This is a genomic window from Nocardia sp. NPDC049707, assembly GCF_040674855.1.
In the GTDB taxonomy this organism is placed as follows: domain Bacteria; phylum Actinomycetota; class Actinomycetes; order Mycobacteriales; family Mycobacteriaceae; genus Nocardia.
On record NZ_JBFANN010000042.1, the window covers coordinates 26096 to 43483 of the forward strand.

The 17388-nt window shown below is 65.3% G+C and carries 17 protein-coding genes; 12 read left to right on the forward strand and 5 right to left on the reverse strand.

All coding sequences use genetic code 11. From position 1 onward, the window contains the following. Positions 1–52: 52 nt before the first annotated feature. The 3 genes from glpK to AB0J29_RS29055 all read left to right on the forward strand — a co-directional run bounded on the left by glpK (position 53) and on the right by AB0J29_RS29055 (position 2797). A complete protein-coding gene (gene glpK, locus AB0J29_RS29045; RefSeq protein WP_364793172.1) occupies positions 53–1558 on the forward strand; it encodes a glycerol kinase GlpK in 1506 nt (501 codons plus the stop codon). 243 nt (positions 1559–1801) lie between these two features. Beyond that, on the forward strand, positions 1802–2695 hold the full coding sequence (locus AB0J29_RS29050) for a DUF5995 family protein (protein WP_364793174.1): 894 nt from the start codon (positions 1802–1804) through the stop codon (positions 2693–2695). Between the two features lie 42 nt (positions 2696–2737). Then, positions 2738–2797, forward strand: a complete 60-nt coding sequence (locus AB0J29_RS29055; RefSeq protein WP_364793246.1) for a hypothetical protein — start codon at positions 2738–2740, stop codon at positions 2795–2797. Between the two features lie 122 nt (positions 2798–2919). Here the strand turns inward: AB0J29_RS29055 and AB0J29_RS29060 are convergent, their stop codons facing one another. Next, positions 2920–3195, reverse strand: a complete 276-nt coding sequence (locus AB0J29_RS29060) for a hypothetical protein (RefSeq protein WP_364793248.1) — start codon at positions 3193–3195, stop codon at positions 2920–2922. Positions 3196–3438: 243 nt separating this feature from the next. Between AB0J29_RS29060 and AB0J29_RS29065 the strand changes: the two genes are divergently transcribed. The 3 genes from AB0J29_RS29065 (at position 3439) to AB0J29_RS29075 (ending at position 5802) form a co-directional block, all read left to right on the forward strand. Then, entirely contained in the window at positions 3439–4839 is a 1401-nt protein-coding gene (locus tag AB0J29_RS29065) for a DUF1254 domain-containing protein (RefSeq protein ID WP_364793176.1), read from the forward strand. Positions 4840–4946: 107 nt separating this feature from the next. Continuing rightward, complete coding sequence (locus AB0J29_RS29070) at positions 4947–5069, forward strand: hypothetical protein (protein WP_364793178.1); 123 nt, start codon at positions 4947–4949, stop codon at positions 5067–5069. 22 nt (positions 5070–5091) lie between these two features. Next, entirely contained in the window at positions 5092–5802 is a 711-nt protein-coding gene (locus AB0J29_RS29075; RefSeq protein WP_364793180.1) for a hypothetical protein, read from the forward strand. Between the two features lie 7 nt (positions 5803–5809). On the opposite strand, the gene AB0J29_RS29080 is transcribed toward AB0J29_RS29075, so the two are convergent. Beyond that, entirely contained in the window at positions 5810–6253 is a 444-nt protein-coding gene (locus AB0J29_RS29080) for a group II truncated hemoglobin (protein WP_364793182.1), read from the reverse strand. A 399-nt stretch (positions 6254–6652) separates the two neighbouring features. On the opposite strand from AB0J29_RS29080, the gene AB0J29_RS29085 reads away from it, so the two are divergent. Further along, a complete protein-coding gene (locus AB0J29_RS29085; protein ID WP_364793249.1) occupies positions 6653–7882 on the forward strand; it encodes a cytochrome P450 in 1230 nt (409 codons plus the stop codon). A gap of 8 nt (positions 7883–7890) precedes the next feature. Beyond that, positions 7891–8616 (forward strand): TetR/AcrR family transcriptional regulator, encoded by a 726-nt coding sequence (locus tag AB0J29_RS29090; RefSeq protein ID WP_364793184.1) that lies wholly within the window; start codon positions 7891–7893, stop codon positions 8614–8616. Here the strand turns inward: AB0J29_RS29090 and AB0J29_RS29095 are convergent. Both AB0J29_RS29095 and AB0J29_RS29100 read right to left on the reverse strand, forming a co-directional pair. Further along, positions 8606–9370, reverse strand: a complete 765-nt coding sequence (locus AB0J29_RS29095; protein WP_364793187.1) for an NAD(P)H-binding protein — start codon at positions 9368–9370, stop codon at positions 8606–8608. The genes AB0J29_RS29090 and AB0J29_RS29095 overlap by 11 nt on opposite strands. A gap of 137 nt (positions 9371–9507) precedes the next feature. After that, positions 9508–11418 (reverse strand): TerD family protein, encoded by a 1911-nt coding sequence (locus AB0J29_RS29100; protein ID WP_364793189.1) that lies wholly within the window; start codon positions 11416–11418, stop codon positions 9508–9510. Positions 11419–11577: 159 nt separating this feature from the next. Here AB0J29_RS29100 and AB0J29_RS29105 point away from each other — a divergent pair, with 159 nt between their 5' ends. Further along, the gene (locus tag AB0J29_RS29105) at positions 11578–12066 is read left to right on the forward strand and encodes a hypothetical protein (RefSeq protein ID WP_364793191.1); all 489 of its coding nucleotides are present in this window, start codon (positions 11578–11580) and stop codon (positions 12064–12066) included. Between the two features lie 7 nt (positions 12067–12073). Here AB0J29_RS29105 and pabB read toward each other — a convergent pair whose 3' ends face one another. Further along, entirely contained in the window at positions 12074–14158 is a 2085-nt protein-coding gene (pabB, locus tag AB0J29_RS29110; protein WP_364793193.1) for an aminodeoxychorismate synthase component I, read from the reverse strand. 269 nt (positions 14159–14427) lie between these two features. On the opposite strand from pabB, the gene AB0J29_RS29115 reads away from it, so the two are divergent. The 3 genes from AB0J29_RS29115 (at position 14428) to AB0J29_RS29125 (ending at position 17375) form a co-directional block, all read left to right on the forward strand. After that, positions 14428–15417: a phosphotransferase family protein gene (locus AB0J29_RS29115; protein ID WP_364793251.1), complete on the forward strand. Its 990-nt coding sequence runs from the start codon at positions 14428–14430 to the stop codon at positions 15415–15417. A gap of 77 nt (positions 15418–15494) precedes the next feature. Continuing rightward, positions 15495–16070 carry a DinB family protein gene (locus tag AB0J29_RS29120; RefSeq protein ID WP_364793195.1) on the forward strand — a complete coding sequence of 192 codons (576 nt, stop codon included), beginning with the start codon at positions 15495–15497 and terminating at the stop codon, positions 16068–16070. A 174-nt stretch (positions 16071–16244) separates the two neighbouring features. Beyond that, positions 16245–17375 (forward strand): NDMA-dependent alcohol dehydrogenase, encoded by a 1131-nt coding sequence (locus tag AB0J29_RS29125; RefSeq protein ID WP_364793197.1) that lies wholly within the window; start codon positions 16245–16247, stop codon positions 17373–17375. Positions 17376–17388: the final 13 nt, after the last annotated feature.

A 17388-nucleotide genomic window follows, 5' to 3' on the forward strand; every position in this document is an offset into this window, starting at 1 on the left:
CCGGCTCGACCGTATGCACCGAACCGAATTTTCGCCCGACAGGAAGTAACCGATGGCGCAACGCTATGTGCTGGCGATCGACCAGGGCACCACATCCACCAGGTGCATCCTGTTCGATCAGCGCGCCCGCCTGGTGGGCGTCGCGCAGCGCGCACACCGGCAACACTATCCGCGGCCCGGCTGGGTCGAGCAGGATGCGCTGGAGATCTGGCGCAATGTCGAGCGGATCGTGCCGCAGGCCCTGCGGGATTCCGGCATCGCCGCGGAACAGGTTGTGGCCCTTGGCATCGCCAATCAGCGCGAGACCACCGTGGTATGGGATCGCCGCACCGGTGTGCCGATCCGGCGGGCGGTTGTCTGGCAGGACGTGCGCACCGATGAGCTGGTGTGTGAATTCGAGCGCAAGCCCGGTGCGGAACGGATTCGCGAACTGTGCGGCCTGCCGTTGGCCGGTTACTTCGCCGCGCCGCGGCTGCGCTGGCTGCTGGATACCATTCCGGGACTGCGGGATCGAGCCGAGCACGGGGACGTGCTGTTCGGCACCATGGAGACCTGGCTGATCTGGAATCTGACCGGTGGACCGGACGGCGGTGTGCATCGCACCGATGTCACCAATGCCAGCCGCACGCTCTTGATGAATATCGCCGCACTCGCCTGGGATCGAGAACTGTTGGAATTCTTCGGGATTCCGGCCGCGATGCTGCCGAGCATTCAGCCGTCGACCGCGTCCTATGGAACGACAAGCCGGGTGGTGCCCGGCATCCGAATCGCCGCCGCGCTCGGCGACCAGCACGCCGCACTCTTCGGTCAAACCTGTTTCGCCCGTGGGGAAACCAAATGCACCTACGGTACCGGCGGGTTCCTGATGATGAATACCGGGCGCGAGCTGGTGCAGTCCTCGCATGGTCTGCTCACCACCATCGGCTATCAGATCGAACCCGAACCGGTGTACGCGCTGGAGGGGCCGATCGCCGTTACCGGCTCGCTGGTGCAGTGGGTGCGTGACAATATCGGTCTGGTTTCGAGTGCACCCGAGATCGAAACCCTCGCTCGCACAGTCGAAGACAACGGCGGCTGCTATATCGTGCCCGCCTTCTCCGGCCTCTACGCGCCGCACTGGCGTAGTGACGCAAGAGGGCTCATCATCGGCCTGACCTCCTACATCAACAAAGGCCACCTCGCCCGCGCCGTCCTCGAGGCGACCGCCTGGCAGACCCGCGAAGTCGTTGACGCCATGAACGCCGACTCCGGACTCCACGCCCGCACCCTGCGCGTCGACGGCGGCATGACCTCCGACAACCTGCTCATGCAGATCGTCGCCGACGTCCTCGATATCCCGGTCATGCGCCCCTTCGTAGCCGAAACCGTCTCGCTCGGCGCCGCTTACGCCGCCGGACTGGCCGTCGGCTACTGGCCGGATCTCGAGGGTCTGCGCGGCAATTGGCGCCTGGCCGGACAATGGGTCCCCCAGATGGACCCCATCCACCGCGAAGACGAATACGACAACTGGAAACGCGCGGTCGCCCTGAGCTTCGGCTGGTCGCGGTCGAGGCGATAGTGTGCGGTGATCGTGCGGAGTTCGCCGATCCGGAGGCGCGCGAGCATGTGGTCGGCGGGTCCGTCATCGAATCCGGCAGTCTCATCCTGGTTGACCGACCTCGCGGATGTCGCCCTGGCCCGGCGCTTCGTCACCAGTGCCGGCGGCATCTGGAATCCGGATATCGCCCACTATCGTGACCGCGAATTCGTTGGGTGACGTGTCACGCTCGGCCAAACCTGAATCTTGCTTTAGGCTTCGGCGGTGCGAACTTCCTTGCGAACGGCCGTCCTCGGACCGATCACCGCGGTAATCGCGATGGCTGCCGGGCCGATGCCGGTGGCGGTCGCGGAGCCGATTGATCCGGCGTTCTGTGGTACGCCGCTGTCGGCGGACGAACTGGACACCATCGCTCGTCTCTCTGATACCAGCACGCTGACCGGAGATGCGTTACAGCGGTTGGAGACCGCGGTAGCGCGCCACCATGAGATTACCGAAATCCTGGTCGCGCATCGGGATCGGCGCGGGCTGTTTCCGATCGGGCTCGACGGTGTGGAGCAGTCGGCGGTGATGCCATTGCAGCGTGATCCCGGTGCCTTTCGGGATCGGGAATACGCGCATGCGATCAGCCTCGAATTGCTGCGGCGGTTTCTTGTCACTATGCATGCGGCCTTCACCGGCGGGTCGGTCGAGCCGCACTGGGCGCGGTATTTCGAGCTCGCTCGCCGGTGCGAGGTACCGCCCGCTCGCGCCGCCATGGCGGGCTACAACGCGCATTTGACCGTGGATCTCGCGTATTCGGTGGCGACAGTCGCGAGTACGCCGGACAACGCGCACGACTACTTCGAGATTGTCGATGCCATCGCGGCCGCCGGCCAGGTGATCATCGATCGGACCAACGAGATCTACAACGGCGATCTCGGTCCGCTGTGGCGGTTCTATTTCGTCGGCGAGGGGCTGGACCAGCTGCTCGGTGCGGGGGTCGCGACCGGTCCGCTGCTGCGGGCCGCCGATCTCGGATACAACGTGGTGGTCTACGGCAATGGTCTGGCCCTACAGGATCCCGGACTGCACGACGCGACCGCGGCGGAGATCCGGCTGCTCAGCGATTCCGTCGATGCGGCATTGGATATGTTGACACTGTTCAGGGGTCTGTGAGGCGCCCAGGTCGGCCGGGCCAACCATGACCTGCTGCGCACCCTGGACGAAATGTCGGATCGAGTCGTAGACAATGCGGGCTTCTTCGCCCTCACGACATAGATCAGGTGGACGGCGCGCAGCTGTATGCCGGTCTGCTCGGCGCATTCCCGAACTGGCTACGGCTGGCCGGACAGGCGGAATCCTGCGCTGAATCGTGCCGGTCCGCGGTGGATGTCGCGGACTCAGCCGATGACGGCATTCATGATGGTGCCCGCACTGGTGGCGACGACACCGCCGATCATGGCTCCGGCCACCATCTTCGGGGATTCCAGACCGCCGCCGGTCCATTTCTCCCAGGCGAAGCGGCCACCTGCGTAAATAATGGCGCAAACGCCGGCGAGCAGCACGAACCAGGTGAAGTAGCGGACGAGTTGGAGAATCTTGTCGGACACCGGTGGGGCTTCGGGGGTGGGATTGCCGAGCTGCGCCCAAGTGTCGTAAACGGCGGCCAGGATCATCTCGTATTGCTCATTCTGGATGTGGGACAGGGGGTTAACGCACTCTTCCGAGGATGGTATCGGTTTCTCGGCGACCATGCAGTCACGATGTCTGCGACCTCGCGCGACCACTTATTTCTCGGCACCGGCTGATCCCCGAACCCGGTTGTGTCGCCGCTTGACCGATTTATGGCAAATATCTGGCTATACTCCGGCTGATCTCTCTCGAAGTTGTCCGACCTGTCGGGAAGTAGGGAGAAAGCCATGAGTCTGTCGCGGCGATCTGTGCTGCTGGCCGGTGCCGTTACGGGCGCGGGTTTGGTCGCGTGTGGCAAATCGACGGATTCCGATCCTGCGGCGAGTTCCGGCAGTGTGCTGCCCAGCGATTCGCGTTCGGTCGCGACCGACGCCTATATCTATGGATATCCGCTGGTGCTGATGGATGTCACGCTGCAGTCGAATAGCGCAGCTGTACCCGCCAATCGGATGTGGGCCGTCGGCCCGGTGAATCCCACAATGAATTCGGTGGTCATGCCGAATATCGACACCCTTTATGCCACCGCCTGGCTCGACGTGGGCGCCGAACCGGTGGTGCTGCAGGTTCCGCCGATGGACGGCGACCGGTACTGGCTCATGCAGGTCATGGACGCCTGGACCAATACCACCCACAATCCGAGCAGTGTCGCACCACGGGTGCGCGCCGGTCAGGACCCGCCGTACGGCTACGTGATCACCGGCCCCAATTGGTCTGGCGCGCTGCCGGATAACCTGACCAGATTGGCGATGCCCACCGCGACCGCATGGCTGATCGGTCGCATCGAACTGCGCGGTCAGGCCGATCTCGCCGCCGCCGAGAGCGTGCAGCAGCAGGTGCTGCTCGCACCGCTGAGCGCCTGGTTGCGCGGTGAACGGCCGACCCCGGTGATCAATCCCGATACGACCGCCCCGATCGCACCTCCGCAGCAGGTCGCGCGGATGGACGGGCGCACCTTCTTCGACCGGCTCTGCGCACTCATGCTCACCAATCCGCCCGCCCGCGACGATGCCCCAGCGCTGCAGCGGTTTTCGAAGATCGGAATTCGGCCGGGCGGCACGGTCGGCGCTGCCTCGGTCGCGGATCTCGACGCGGCGGTGGCCGCGGGCCAGATGCGCATCCCGGACTACGCCGATCCTCAGGCCAGACGTGTGAACGGCTGGGGTTTCGCGACGAACCTCGGCACCTATGGCACCGATTACTCGCTGCGTGCCGTGACCGCCTGGACCGCGCTCGGCGCGAATCTGCCAGAAGACGCCGTTTATCCGCTGATCACCGCGGATGCTGGGGAGCAGGGTGCGCCGCGCTCGTACCGGCTGCACTTCTCCGCGGGCCACATGCCGGCCGCGCGGGCTTTCTGGTCGCTGACCGCCTACACCGCGGAGCGCTTTCTGGTGCCGAATCCGGCAGGTATCTACTCGGTTGGTCATCAACGTCCCGTCGTGCCGCTGCCGGACGGCTCGCTCGAACTCGCCATCCAGGCCGCGGACCCGGGAAGTGATGTGCCATACGGCAATTGGTTGCCGATCCCGGAAACCGGCACCTTCCGGCTCGCGCTGCGCCTATATGTGCCCGAGGAGCGGGCGCTCGATGGGCGCTGGCTACCGCCGAGTCTGATCCGAGTCGGATGAAGCAGATGCATGAACGTCTCGCGCCGAACCGCGCTCGGGCTTGCCGGGACCGGTATCGGACTGGCGGCCTGCGGAAAGTCCTCGGACAAGACGCCACGAGTTCGACCGTGGCAACCGATGAGGCGCGCGACATGTCCGGCCAGTTCTCGTTGACCACGCGGCTGTACGCGCCGAAAGACGATGCCATCGATGGGCATTGGCAGCCATCCGTTCTGACGGTAATTCTGTAGGAAGCGAGACACCATGGGGCGCTTGGCTTTACCGATTTCGGTCGCCGCTGCGGCGGCGCTGGTATTCGCCGCGCCTGTTGCCGCCGCGGATGTGATCGATGCGGACGGTGTGCCGTCGCGAACCGCGTTCTCCTTCCGTTCGGTGCTGCCCGGTATCCAGTGGGGCACCGCCAACGAATACGAGACGCGTAGCGGATTGTCGCTGGTCAAGCTCTATATGGTCGACTACGCGCTGCGGCGCGGCGATCGGTCGGCGACGGATTTGGCATTGGCAGAGCGGATGATCCGCTATTCCGACGACTCCGCGGCCGACGCACTCGGCGTGAAGTATCCGCAGGCGATCGACGCCATCGCCGCGGAGTACCACCTGACCGGCACCACATCGGGTCCGGACTGGGGGAGTTCGTACACCAGCACCGCCGATGTGGCCACCTTCCTGGCGACCAAGAAGCGCACTGAACCCGGTTCGCCCATCTTCCTGTGGATGGCCGCGGCGAGTGAGCGGGCGGCCGACGGCACCTCCCAGGATTGGGGGACCGCGCGGCTGCCCGGCGTCGAGGGCACCAAATGGGGGTGGTCCGATAGCGGACCGCTGGAGGTGGCCTCGGCATCGTTCGGCGAGAGTTTCGCGGTCGCGGCGCATACCCGCGGCACGCCCGAGGATCAAACCGCCGATGTCGGCGCCACCTTGCCATACGTGCTGATGTCGCTGATGGCACGCATGACGGGATAGGTGGCGGTCAGTCGTCGCCGTCCCAGGTCCAGTGCGGCACCGCGCGGATCGGGTGCAGTTCGTCGTCGGTCTTGGCATGCGAATTCTGTTGTGCCACTTGGGCGCCGAATTCGGCATGCTCGCGTACCGCGGCACGGAAGGCGGGGTCGTCGACCAGCCCGGCCTCCTCGAACGCTTCCAGATACAGCTTGGCGAAGCGATCGCGCTGTTCGTCCGTGATTTCGAGGCCGCGGTGCACGGCGATGATGTAGTCGAAGCCGAGGTTGCGGGTGAAACGGTCCGGGCCGCCGAAGGATTCGGCGGTGAACCAGGTGAGATAGTCGACGTGCGTCGGGCGGCGTTCGGTGAACTGGGTTTTCAGCACCGGATCGGCGAGCACCTTGTCGTAAAAGGATTCTTCGACACGATGCAATGCCTCGTCGCCACCGGCGTGCTCGTACAGGCTGGGCATGAAGGACCTCCGAATAGTGACCTGTTGTGTCCATTACAGGCTGGTCTGCCCGGTCGCGTCCGCGGTTTCGTGATAAGCGATCGGAAGAGATTTATAGCAGTTGGCTATCTACTGTTGACGACTGGGTGGCAACTTCGATTGAAGTTAACGGCATTTACTAAACGCTATTCACAAAGCCTTCGTTGTGTGGTTCGATCGGAATCGGAACGTCCCCACCCAGTGCTTACCCACCCCGCCGACTCCGTCGGCTTACCGTCCCCCGAGGCTTACCCACCCCGCCGACTCCGTCGGCTTGCCATCCCCGAGGCTTACCCACCCCGCCGACCCCGTCGGCTTGCCATCCCCCGAGCGTCGTGAGGTCTGCATCCCAAGTCAGACCGGTAGGAGATAACCGTGACCGTGACCACGCCATCGATTCCCGCGGGATTCGACTTCACCGACCCGGATCTGCTGTCCACCCGCCTGCCCATCCAGGAATTCGCCGAGCTGCGCCGCACCGCCCCGGTCTGGTGGTGCGCCCAGTCCGGACGGGCCAGCGGTTTCGATGACGGCGGCTACTGGGTCATCTCCAAGCTCGACCACATCAAAGAGATCTCGAAGAATCCGGAGGTGTTCTCCTCGCACGAGAACACCGCGATCATCCGGTTCAACGAGGAAACCACCCGCGAGCAGATCGACATGCTCGGCAATATGCTGATGCTGAACCAGGATCCGCCGCAGCACACCAAGACCCGCCGCATCATCTCCAAGGGTTTCACTCCGCGCGCGGTGGAGAGCCTGCGTGCGGCGCTCACCGAGCGTGCTGCCCGAATTGTGCACGAGGCCAAGCAGACCGGCCGCGGCGACTTCGTCGAACAGGTCGCCTGCGAATTGCCGCTACAGGCCATTGCCGAACTGCTCGGAGTGCCGCAGCACGACCGCAAGAAGCTGTTCGACTGGACCAACCAGATGATCTCGTATGACGATCCGGAGTTCGACGGCAATCACCACACCGCCACCGCCGAGGTCATGGGCTATGCCTGGAATATGGCCGAGGAGCGCCGCACATGTCCGGCCGATGACATTGTCACCCAGCTGATCAACGCCGATATCAACGGCGAGAACCTGGGCTCGGACGAGTTCGCGTTCTTCGTGATCCTGCTGTCGGTCGCGGGCAACGAGACCACCCGCAATTCGATCACCCACGGTATGAAGGCCTTCGTCGACAATCCGGAACAGTGGGAGCTCTACAAGCAGCAACGCCCGCGCACCGCGCCCGACGAGATCGTGCGCTGGGCCACCCCGGTGATCGCCTTCCAGCGCACCGCCACGCAGGACACCGAGGTCGGCGGTCAGGAGATCAAGAAGGGGCAGCGCGTCGGGTTGTTCTACAGCTCGGCCAATTTCGACGAGGACGGATTCGCGGATCCGTTCACCTTCGATGTGCTGCGCAACCCCAACCCGCACGTCGGTTTCGGCGGCACCGGTACGCACTACTGCGTCGGCGCCAATTTGGCTCGGCTGCAGATAGATCTGATGTTCAATGCCATCGCCGATGCGATGCCGAATCTGCGTCAGGTCGCCGATCCGGTGCGGCTGCGCTCGGGTTGGTTGAACGGCATCAAGCGCTGGGAGGTCGAATACGCTTGAATTCCGGTATGAACAGTGCCAAGCCGCGGGGGCGGGCACCGGTGGTTTCGGATGCGGATATCCGCCGGGTGGCCCGCGCACTGCTGGTCCAACACGGTCCCGACGCGGTTACCTTGCGAGCCATCGCGCGCGAACTCGGCATCACCGCGCCCGCGCTGTATCGGTATTACAACTCGCGCGAGGACCTGTTGGAGAGCCTGCGCATGGAGTTCTGCGCGGACCTCGCCGCCGATTTGTCCGAACAGATCGCCACGCTGCCCGATGACGGCGTGGTGCAGTTCTTCGCCATCTGCCGGGGATTCCGACGCTGGGCGCTGGCGCACACCAGGGAATTCACCCTGGTGTTCGCCTCGCCGGGCGCGGGCCGCGCGCGCATGCTGCGCCGGTTCGACGAACCGTTCGGGCGGATCTTCCTCGCGGCCGCCGGTCGGCTGCTGGTCACCTACGATGTCGTGACGCCGCCGACCGATGTGATTCCGGCGGAACTGCGCGATGACCTCGTGCTGTTCCAAACCGAGCTGCTGGCAGCGCTTTCGGAGTCCGGGCAGAAGTTTCCGGCCGAAAAACTCGATCTCGGCGTGACGTATCTGATGATCCAGATCTGGGCCCGGCTCTACGGACATGTCACGCTCGAAGTATTCGGGAATTATCCGATCCCGCTGTCGAATCCGGAGATCCTGTTCGATGCGATGCTGGCCGATCTCGGCCGCACCGCCGGGTTGATCAGCGAGTGAGTCGGCCCGACAGCCATTCGGCGTAGCCGATGCCGATCGCGTCGCCCTTTCCGTCCAGGCAGAGGGCGCCGGACCGGAGGGCACGTCCGACGCGACCCGGAATGGGCACCGGGAGCGGCAGCAGCGTGCGACCGGTGTGTTCGCGGTAGATATCGGCCAGTTCGGTGAGGGTGTGCACGGTCGGTCCGGCGATATCCGGAATGCGTCCGGCCGGGCCGTTGTCCACCGCGTCGGCGAGTCGTGTCGCGACGGCGTCGACGTCGATCGGTTGTATCTTCGCGGTCGAGCGCGGTGCGAGCCGCCAGCGCGCCGCCGCGGCGAGGATTTCGGTGACGAGTTCGTGGAATTGGCTGGCGCGCAACAGTGTCCAGGGAACCTCGTCCGTGGTGACCACCTGTTCCTGGTCCACCTTGGCGCGATAGTAGGCGAAGGGGACGAGATCACAACCGACGATGGAGATTTCGACGTGGTGGCCGATACCCGCCTGTTTTTCGGCCGCCAGTAGCCGGCGCACGCCGTCCACCATGACTGATCGGGTCCGGCTGCGGGCGCTCACCGCGTCGACGACGGTGTCGCAGCCGTTCAGTGCGGAATCCAGACCGGTGCCGGTGGCGAGATCCGCGGACCGGTGCTCCAGCGTTCGATCCGCCGGGGCGGTTCGGCTCACCACACGGACCTGATGTCCGCGCGTGCTCAGCTCTCGTACCACCGCGGCCCCCAGTACCCCGGTTCCGCCGATGACCGCTACGTGCATTGATCCTCCCAAACGACGCTGTTCGGTATCGCACGCTACGGCGACACACGGGTCCGCTCAACGTGCTTCTTCGCATAGGCATTCTTCGCCACATCGGCGTTTCGGTGCGTAGGCGCGTGCGGTATCGGCGATTCGGATCAGATGCGGGCACCCTTGGCGCGGTTGCAGGCGCGGCAGAGGATCTGCAGATTGGTCGCACTCGTCGCGCCACCGCGGCTGAGCGGGATGATGTGGTCGAATTCGAGGTAGTGGCCATCACCGCATTCGACGCATTTGCCGCCGTCGCGTTGCCACACCTCGGCCTTGACCTCCTGGGAGATGCTGCGGGTATCGCGCTGGCCGGGCGTGAGGACCAGGCGTTTGGCGACCCGCAGCGCACCCTCCAGTGCGGCCGCGACGTAGTCCGGGTCGTCGACATCGAAGGTGGCGCCACCGCGGGCCGAGGTCGCCGCGACGACCACCGAACGCTGCTCGACATGCACCGAAACCACGCGATTCCACGGCAATTCGGTGCCGGTATCGGTACCGACGAATCGCAGCTTCTTATTGCTGGCGATCAGCCTGCCATCGGTGAGCTTCGGCCCCCTGGCGAGCTGGCGGACGTGCACGGCGGGCAGATCGAGATGCACCTTCTCCTCTGGATCCAGGTGCAGGCCGGGCGTGCGCACTACGGGCAGATCCCCGCCGCGCAACCGTGACAGGGTGTGGCCGCGATACATCCGCCGGCGCAGATCCTCGACCTGCGCTCCGCTGAGCGCCAACTCCGCGATCGCGTACTGGAATGCCTCGAACTCGGTCTGCTCGATCTCGCCGTCCGCGAATGCGAAGGCGACCAGTCGCTCGACGTAGGTGAGCGCCACATCCCGCAGCGCCGCCCGGCCCAGGCCCTCATCAATTCGCTGATACCGCAACGACGCCCACACCGCATCCCACTCCGGACCGCGCGGACCGGCTGTGGTCAGCGCCCGCCGGGCCCGGGTATGCCAGTGCGTCAGAAATTCCTCGATCTCATATTCGCAGCTCTGACAGGACGCGACCCCGCCGAACAGTTTGCGGCGCAGGGGATTTCCGCACCGCTCGCAGCTGCGCGGGCTAGGCGGACGCCGATCGACGGTGGCACCGGTCCACTCGGCCCCATCCCACCAACGCATTCGCGATGGATTCTCGGGATCCGAATGCCAGTTCGCGCGTTCGGGATTCGGCGGTGCCGGTATCGGCGGTTCGACCTCGTGGCGCTGGCGCTGCAGCTCGACCGGCCTGCTTGGTCGCGGCCGGGCGTGGCGTTCGTCGGCTGATTCGGTGGTTCGGGCGGACCGGGGCCCGGCGGCGGTGTGCTGCCCAGCATGATCTCCGCGAGTTGCTCCCAGCGCAGGTGGTCGGGCAGGGGGGTGATACCGCCGGTCGGCGTGGGCGGGGCGAGTGCCGTCATGGTTCGAGGGTGCGGGGTCGAGCTGCTGGGGACCGGCCAGCGCCGTGCCGGTCGAACCGGCGGCCGAGACACGGTGTCGCACTGGCGAAGTGGGCATGGCAGCTGGTTCGGGAGCGCCATCGTCGATGGTGATTCCGAATTCGGTGACGAGGCCGGAGAGCCCGCTGGCCCAACCCTGGCCGATCGCGCGGAAGCGCCACTGGCTCTCGCGGCGGTAGAACTCGCCGAGCATCATTGCCGACACCGCATCGGGATCGGTGATCTCGAACTGAGCGACCGGCCCGTGTGCGGCCTCGATGGTGAGGGTCAGACCCGTGACATCGCCGAAGGTGCCGTCGTCGACCGAGCCGGCGACCACGATCCGCGCCACATCCGATTCGGTGCGCGGTAACGATACGCTCAGTCGCGCAGTTCCCGGTGCCGGCTGCTGATCGAGCGTCACCGCCTGCGACATATGCCGGGGCGCATTGAAGAACACCAGATCCCGATCGGTGCGTACCGTGCCCGCCGCCGCCAGCAACAGCGCATGCGCATCCACCGCATGCCCCGACCGCCATGAAATAACCACGGCAAGAAGGGAAGTCGGCACCGCCGCATTGGCCCCTTTACTGAGTTTCATCGTGCTCGAACTATGCCACGAAGCACCGACACGCCGATTTCGGCGGTCCGCATCTTCGGCGATGCGAGCGAGTGCACGCCGACGTCGGCGAATCGCGACACAGACCGGTCGGTCGGGGATATCCGATCGGAAGGGCCGTGGGTGCGGCAGAGTGGAGGGATGACTACCCCGAAGGGAGGGGGCCGGAAGGCCTCGACTCCGAAGGTGCCGGGTGGGCGGGTGCCGAGTCCCGGCGATATTCTGGCGGCCGCGCAATCGGCGGTGGAGGCGGCACAGTCGGCGGCGAGTCAGGCATTGGATGCCGCACAACTCACGGCTGGTCAGGCCTTCGATGCGGCGGTGCGCCTGCCACCGGCCTCGGCGCAGCTGGCAGCGCAACTCCCGGATCTGATCGCGAGCCTCTCGATCGCCATCGAACGGCTCAACTCCACCATCGATCGGCTGGACCGCACCTTGACGCTGGCGGATCCGGCCTTCGCCGCCTACGATCGCCTGCTGCCCCGCCTGGAGGCGATGATCGGCCTCGGTGAAGACCTCTTCACCGCCCTCGCCAAACTTCCGGGCGTCTCCCTCCTCGGCCGCTTCACCGGCAAACCCGCCGAACCGCCCGCGCCCCCCGAACGCCCGAAACGCATTCGCCGCAAATAACCGGGGCTCAATGGGGTGCGGCGCGGTGGGTGGCGGCGGCCTTGAGCAGGGTTTCGTGGTATTCGTCCTCGGGATCCGAGTCGAGGACGATGGCGCCGCCTGCGCCGATGCGCCAGTGGCCGTCGTGGCGGACCGCGGTGCGGATGACGATATTGAGGTCGGCGGTGCCGGCCAGGCCGAGGAAGCCGATGGTGCCCGAATAGATGCCGCGCGCTTCGGTTTCCAGTTCGTCGATGATCTCCATGGTCCGCAACTTGGGTGCCCCGGTCATCGAGCCGCCCGGGAAACACGCACGCAGACAATCGATCACATCGACATGCGGCCGCAGTGTGCCGCGCACGGTGGAAACCAATTGGTGCATGGTCGTATATGTCTCGGTGGCCATCAATTTCGGCACGTGCACACTGCCGATCTGGCACACCCGGCCCAGGTCATTGCGTAACAGGTCGACGATCATCAGATTCTCGGCCCTGGTCTTGGGACTGTCGGCCAGTTCGCGTCGCAGCCGTTCGTCCTCGGTGGCTGTGGCCCCGCGCGGCGCGGTGCCCTTGATCGGCTTGCTCTCGACCATCCGGGCGCGGTCCACCTTGAGGAAGCGTTCCGGTGAGGAGCAGGCGATTTCGAGATCGTCGAAGCGCAGATACGCCGCGTATGGTGCGGGATTGCAGCGGCGCAGGGTGCGGTAGAAATCGAGTCCGTCCGATTCGGTGGCCGCCACGGACGCGGTGTCGGTTAGGCAGATTTCGTAGGATTCGCCCGCGTGCAGCCGCTCCTGACAGACGGCGATATCGGCGAGATACCGCTCCCGCCCTCGGGTGAACAGCGGTGCGACGGCGGCGGTGTCGGAGCACACGTCGAGCGTGGGCGGATTCGTCCACGTCGGTAGAGCTTCCAGGATCTCGCGGGTATCGCGCAGCCAATCCGCGCCCGCCCGAAGGGCTTCCGGCGCGGGATCGGTGAGCGCGAGCAGATGGGTGCGCCCGCCGACATGGTCCACGACCACGATCCGATCGGCGAATATCCACTGCGCGTCCGGTGTCGAGGCACGATGTGCGGCATTCGCGCCGCAATCGGCCTTCACCTCGTAACCCAGGTATCCGACGAATCCGCAAGCGAAATCGAAAGGCAGATCGGGTAGTTCGGTATGTCTCAGGTGTAGCTGGCCGGCGAGATAGTCGAGAATTTTGCCGGGTACGGTCCGCCGATTTCCATCCGAGGATTCCACCGTGACCTTGTTCTCTCCGACGCGGTAGCGGATCACCTCGGCCAGTGGCCCGCTCGCATCGCCGAGGAAGGAGAACCGATCGAGTCCCGGTTCGATATGTTCGCTGTCGAGCCAGAATGCGGTGGGGGAGTTGCCATATAGCCGCAGGAACGCGGCCTCGGTATCAATCGCCCGCTCGATCACCGAATGCCGCAGCTGCCAGGAGCGCCGGGATTCGCGAAACTCATGTCTGCCCGTCAGCGGCTCGGCGTGCTCGAACGGCGCGCTGATGCTCGACCGAATCCGCTGGCCCGCAGTAAGTTTCGCGAAATTTCCGAGTAGGGCCGCACCGTACTCGCTGGCAATCGATTCGGGATGGAACTGCACCCCCCACTGCGGTCTGCTCCGGTGCCGCACACCCATGATCACCCCATCGGCGGCGACGGCGGTGATCTCGAGGCTGTCCGGCAACGGCCGCTGGGCGCAGAGCGAGTGGTATCGCACCGCGGTGAAACCCTCGGGCAGCCCGGCGAACAACTCGTCGCCGTCGTGCTCGATGTGATCGAGATAGCCGTGCCGCGCGGTGGGCGCGGTCGTCACGATGCCGCCCGCCGCGACGACGATCGCCTGATGTCCCAGACAGACACCGAGCAGCGGCAGTTCGGTCTCGCGGATCACCGCGGCCGAGATGCCGATATCCCGGCCGACATCCGGGCGACCCGGCCCGGGGGAGATGACGACATTGTCGAAGCGCTCCAGCCGCAACCGCGCGATATCGTCGACCTCGTCATTGCGCACGACCGTGGGTTCTTCCCCGTTCACCTCGCTGATCAGCTGATACAGGTTGTAGGTGAACGAGTCGTAATTGTCGATCAGCAGGGTGCGCATTTGTCCAGCAACATTACGCCGTTGGTGTGCTACGCCTGCGCCCTACTATGGCGGGAGCGATGCAGCGTGTGACAGCGTGATGGATATTGACGTCCATGCTCTCAGGCGACAACTGATTGGGAGAGAACATGGGTAACTCATCGGGTACGTCCGGAACCGAGCAGCCCGCTGAACCGCCGGTCCGCGATGCGACTGGTGGGGTGCTCACCGATCGGCCAGAGGTTTGGGGAGGCGGGGGAGCCGTCGACCTTGCCGTCGTCGGCACATGGATGGATGAGCAGGGCCTGCCGGGCGGCGAGTTCGAGGCGGTGACCGCGCTCGGCGGTGGCACGCAGAACATCATGCTGCGCTTCGTCCGTGGCGGTCGGGACTATGTGCTGCGCCGCGGCCCGAAACATCTGCGCGCCAAGAGCAATGACGTCATCCGTCGCGAGGCCCGGTTGCTCGGCGCGCTCGACGGAACCGGTGTGCGCGCGCCGAAGGTGATCGCCGCCTGCCCGGACGAGTCCGTCCTCGGCGCGGTGTTCTACCTGATGGAGCCCATTACCGGATTCAACCCACAGAACGAACTGCCGGAACTGCATGCCGGCGATCCGGAGATCCGGCGCCAGATGGGCCTGTCCGCGGTGGAGGCCATCGCCCGCCTCGGCGCGCTCGACTATCAGGCACTCGGCCTACAGGACTACGGCAAACCGGAAGGGTTCCTGGAGCGTCAGGTCCCGCGCTGGCTCGGCGAACTCGAGTCCTATTCGGCCAATGTGGGTTATCCGGGTCCGGAGATTCCCGGTGTGCACCAGGTCGGGGAGTGGCTGGATCGGAATCGGCCCGCGCAGTGGACACCCGGCATCCTGCACGGCGACTGCCACCTGGCCAACATGATGTTCTCCTACGATGGCCCGGAGGTGGCCGCGATGGTGGACTGGGAGATGTCGACCATCGGAGACCCGTTGCTCGACCTCGGCTGGCAGATCGCGACCCGGCCGGAGCCCGGTACCGCGGGCGCGGCGCTGATCGGCAAGCTCGGTGCCGTCGGCGGTCTGCCGACCCCGGAGGAGATGGCCGAGCACTACGGCAAGTTCTCCGGTCGCGACCTGAGCAATGTCACCTGGTACACCGTGCTCGCCTGCTTCAAACTGGGAATTGTGTTGGAGGGCACACATGCTCGCGCATTCGCGGGGAAGGCGCCCAAGCAGGTCGGTGACTTCCTGCATGCCATCACACTCGAACTCTTCGAGCGGGCGCATCGTCTGATGCAGTGATCAGGTCTGTCGGGATCTTGCCGGTAGCTGGCTGAATATCTATCGCTGAAGATATTCGGCCAATCTAGGGTGTCCGCATGCCAATCGTTCCCGATGCCAAGAACTGGACCTGGGTCCTCGAACGCTCCTGTCCCGAATGCGGATTCGACCCGGAGTCGATCACTTACGCGGCGGTGCCCGCGCTGGCCCGCGAATACGCGAGCCGTTTGTCGGCAACGCTCGGGCGTCCCGACGCCGCCGCTCGCCCCGACGACTCGACCTGGTCGGCGCTCGAATATGCCGCCCATGTCCGCGATGTCTGCCGAATCTTCACCTATCGTGCGGCTGTCACGGCCCGCACCGAGGCGGTGGATCCGAAGGTTCCCGGGTTCGGCGCGAAAGGCGTCGAGGCCGACGACGGTGTCCCGGTGTTCTCGAACTGGGATCAGGATGTCACTGCCATCGCCGATCGATACGGCGAGCAGGATCCGCGCAAGGTCGCCGCGGAGCTGACCGATGCGGCCGAGGCCGTCGCGCGCGCCTTCGAATCGGTTCCCGAAGCCGCCCTCGGCAACCAGGCCCGGCGCAGCGACGGCTGGGTGTTCACGGTCGAATCCCTGGCCTTCTACTTTCTGCACGACGTCATCCACCATGTGTACGACGTGCGTGGCTGAAGTCGGGCAATATCGGAGCAGGACGGGTTCGCGGCCGGGGAGAACTGGAACTCGTTCGGGGGTCCTGTCAATCCGTGTCGACGAATTTTCAACCGAGTACTAGAACGCGTTCCAGTTTTCTCGTAGTGTGGGTGCAGTCACATAGAAGCCCGTGCGTGCGAGAGGTCGACAGGAATGAAGACGAAAGGCGCGATCCTGTGGGGGATCGAGCAGCCGTGGTCGGTCGAGGAGATCGAGGTCGGTGATCCGGTAGCCGGTGAGGTTCAGATCCGGATGGAAACCGCCGGCATGTGCCACTCGGACCACCACATCGTGACCGGTGCGACGCCGATGCCCTCCTTCCCGGTCATGGGCGGCCACGAGGGCGCGGGCGTGATCACCAAGCTCGGACCGAACTGCCCCGCGGATCTGCAGGTCGGCGACCACGTGATCCTGTCGTTCATCCCGGCCTGCGGTCGCTGTCCGGCGTGTGTGAGCGGCAATATGGCGCTGTGCGATCTGGGCGCGGGTCTGCTGATGGGTCAGGCCATCAGCGATGGCACCTACCGCATCCAGGCGCGCGGTGAGAATGTCATCCCGATGTGCCTGCTCGGCACCTTCGCGCCGTATATGACGGTGCACCACACCTCGGTGGTCAAGATCGACCCGAGCATTCCGTTCGAGGTCGCCTGCCTCGTCGGCTGCGGCGTCCCCACCGGCTTCGGTTCCTCCACCCACGTCGCCAAGGTCGAGCCCGGCGAGACCGTGGTGATCGCAGGCATCGGCGGCGTCGGTATGAGCGCGCTGCAGGGCGCGGTGCTCTCCGGCGCGTCCAAAGTCGTTGCCATCGACCCGAACCCGTGGAAGCGCGAGCAGGCGGAGAAGTTCGGCGCGACACACGCCTACGAGAGCATGGCCGCCGCCATCATGCCGCTGATCGAGGCCACCGAGGGCCGGATGGCGCAGAAGGTCATCCTGACCATGGGGGAGATGCACGGCGAATACATAGAAGAGGGCCTCATCCTCACCGCCAAGGCGGGCACCCTGGTCGTCACGTCCATGGGCCGCATGGACGAGAGTGACGTCAAGCTGAACAGCTTCCTGCTGTCCATGCTGCAGAAGACCGTCAAGGGCTGCATCTTCGGCGGCGGCAACGCCCGCCAGGACGCCCCGCACCTGCTCTCGCTGTACAAGTCGGGCCAACTGAACCTCGACGACATGGTGACCCGCCAGTACTCCCTGGAGCAGATCAACGAGGGTTACCAGGACATGCTGGACGGCAAGAACATTCGCGGCATCATCAAGTACACCGAAGCCGACTGGTAAACCGCCGGGTCAC

What these genes read in the sequence shown, in the direction of transcription:
- AB0J29_RS29065 (WP_364793176.1), top strand. Translation starts at nt 3,439, where the DNA reads ATGAGTCTGTCGCGGCGATCTGTGCTGCTGGCCGGTGCCGTTACGGGC.
- AB0J29_RS29115 (WP_364793251.1), top strand. Translation starts at nt 14,428, where the DNA reads ATGGATGAGCAGGGCCTGCCGGGCGGCGAGTTCGAGGCGGTGACCGCG.
- AB0J29_RS29080 (WP_364793182.1), bottom strand. Translation starts at nt 6,253, where the DNA reads ATGCCCAGCCTGTACGAGCACGCCGGTGGCGACGAGGCATTGCATCGT.
- AB0J29_RS29090 (WP_364793184.1), top strand. Translation starts at nt 7,891, where the DNA reads ATGAACAGTGCCAAGCCGCGGGGGCGGGCACCGGTGGTTTCGGATGCG.
- AB0J29_RS29120 (WP_364793195.1), top strand. Translation starts at nt 15,495, where the DNA reads ATGCCAATCGTTCCCGATGCCAAGAACTGGACCTGGGTCCTCGAACGC.
- AB0J29_RS29125 (WP_364793197.1), top strand. Translation starts at nt 16,245, where the DNA reads ATGAAGACGAAAGGCGCGATCCTGTGGGGGATCGAGCAGCCGTGGTCG.
- AB0J29_RS29105 (WP_364793191.1), top strand. Translation starts at nt 11,578, where the DNA reads ATGACTACCCCGAAGGGAGGGGGCCGGAAGGCCTCGACTCCGAAGGTG.
- AB0J29_RS29060 (WP_364793248.1), bottom strand. Translation starts at nt 3,195, where the DNA reads ATGATCCTGGCCGCCGTTTACGACACTTGGGCGCAGCTCGGCAATCCC.
- AB0J29_RS29095 (WP_364793187.1), bottom strand. Translation starts at nt 9,370, where the DNA reads ATGCACGTAGCGGTCATCGGCGGAACCGGGGTACTGGGGGCCGCGGTG.
- glpK (WP_364793172.1), top strand. Translation starts at nt 53, where the DNA reads ATGGCGCAACGCTATGTGCTGGCGATCGACCAGGGCACCACATCCACC.
- AB0J29_RS29100 (WP_364793189.1), bottom strand. Translation starts at nt 11,418, where the DNA reads ATGAAACTCAGTAAAGGGGCCAATGCGGCGGTGCCGACTTCCCTTCTT.
- pabB (WP_364793193.1), bottom strand. Translation starts at nt 14,158, where the DNA reads ATGCGCACCCTGCTGATCGACAATTACGACTCGTTCACCTACAACCTG.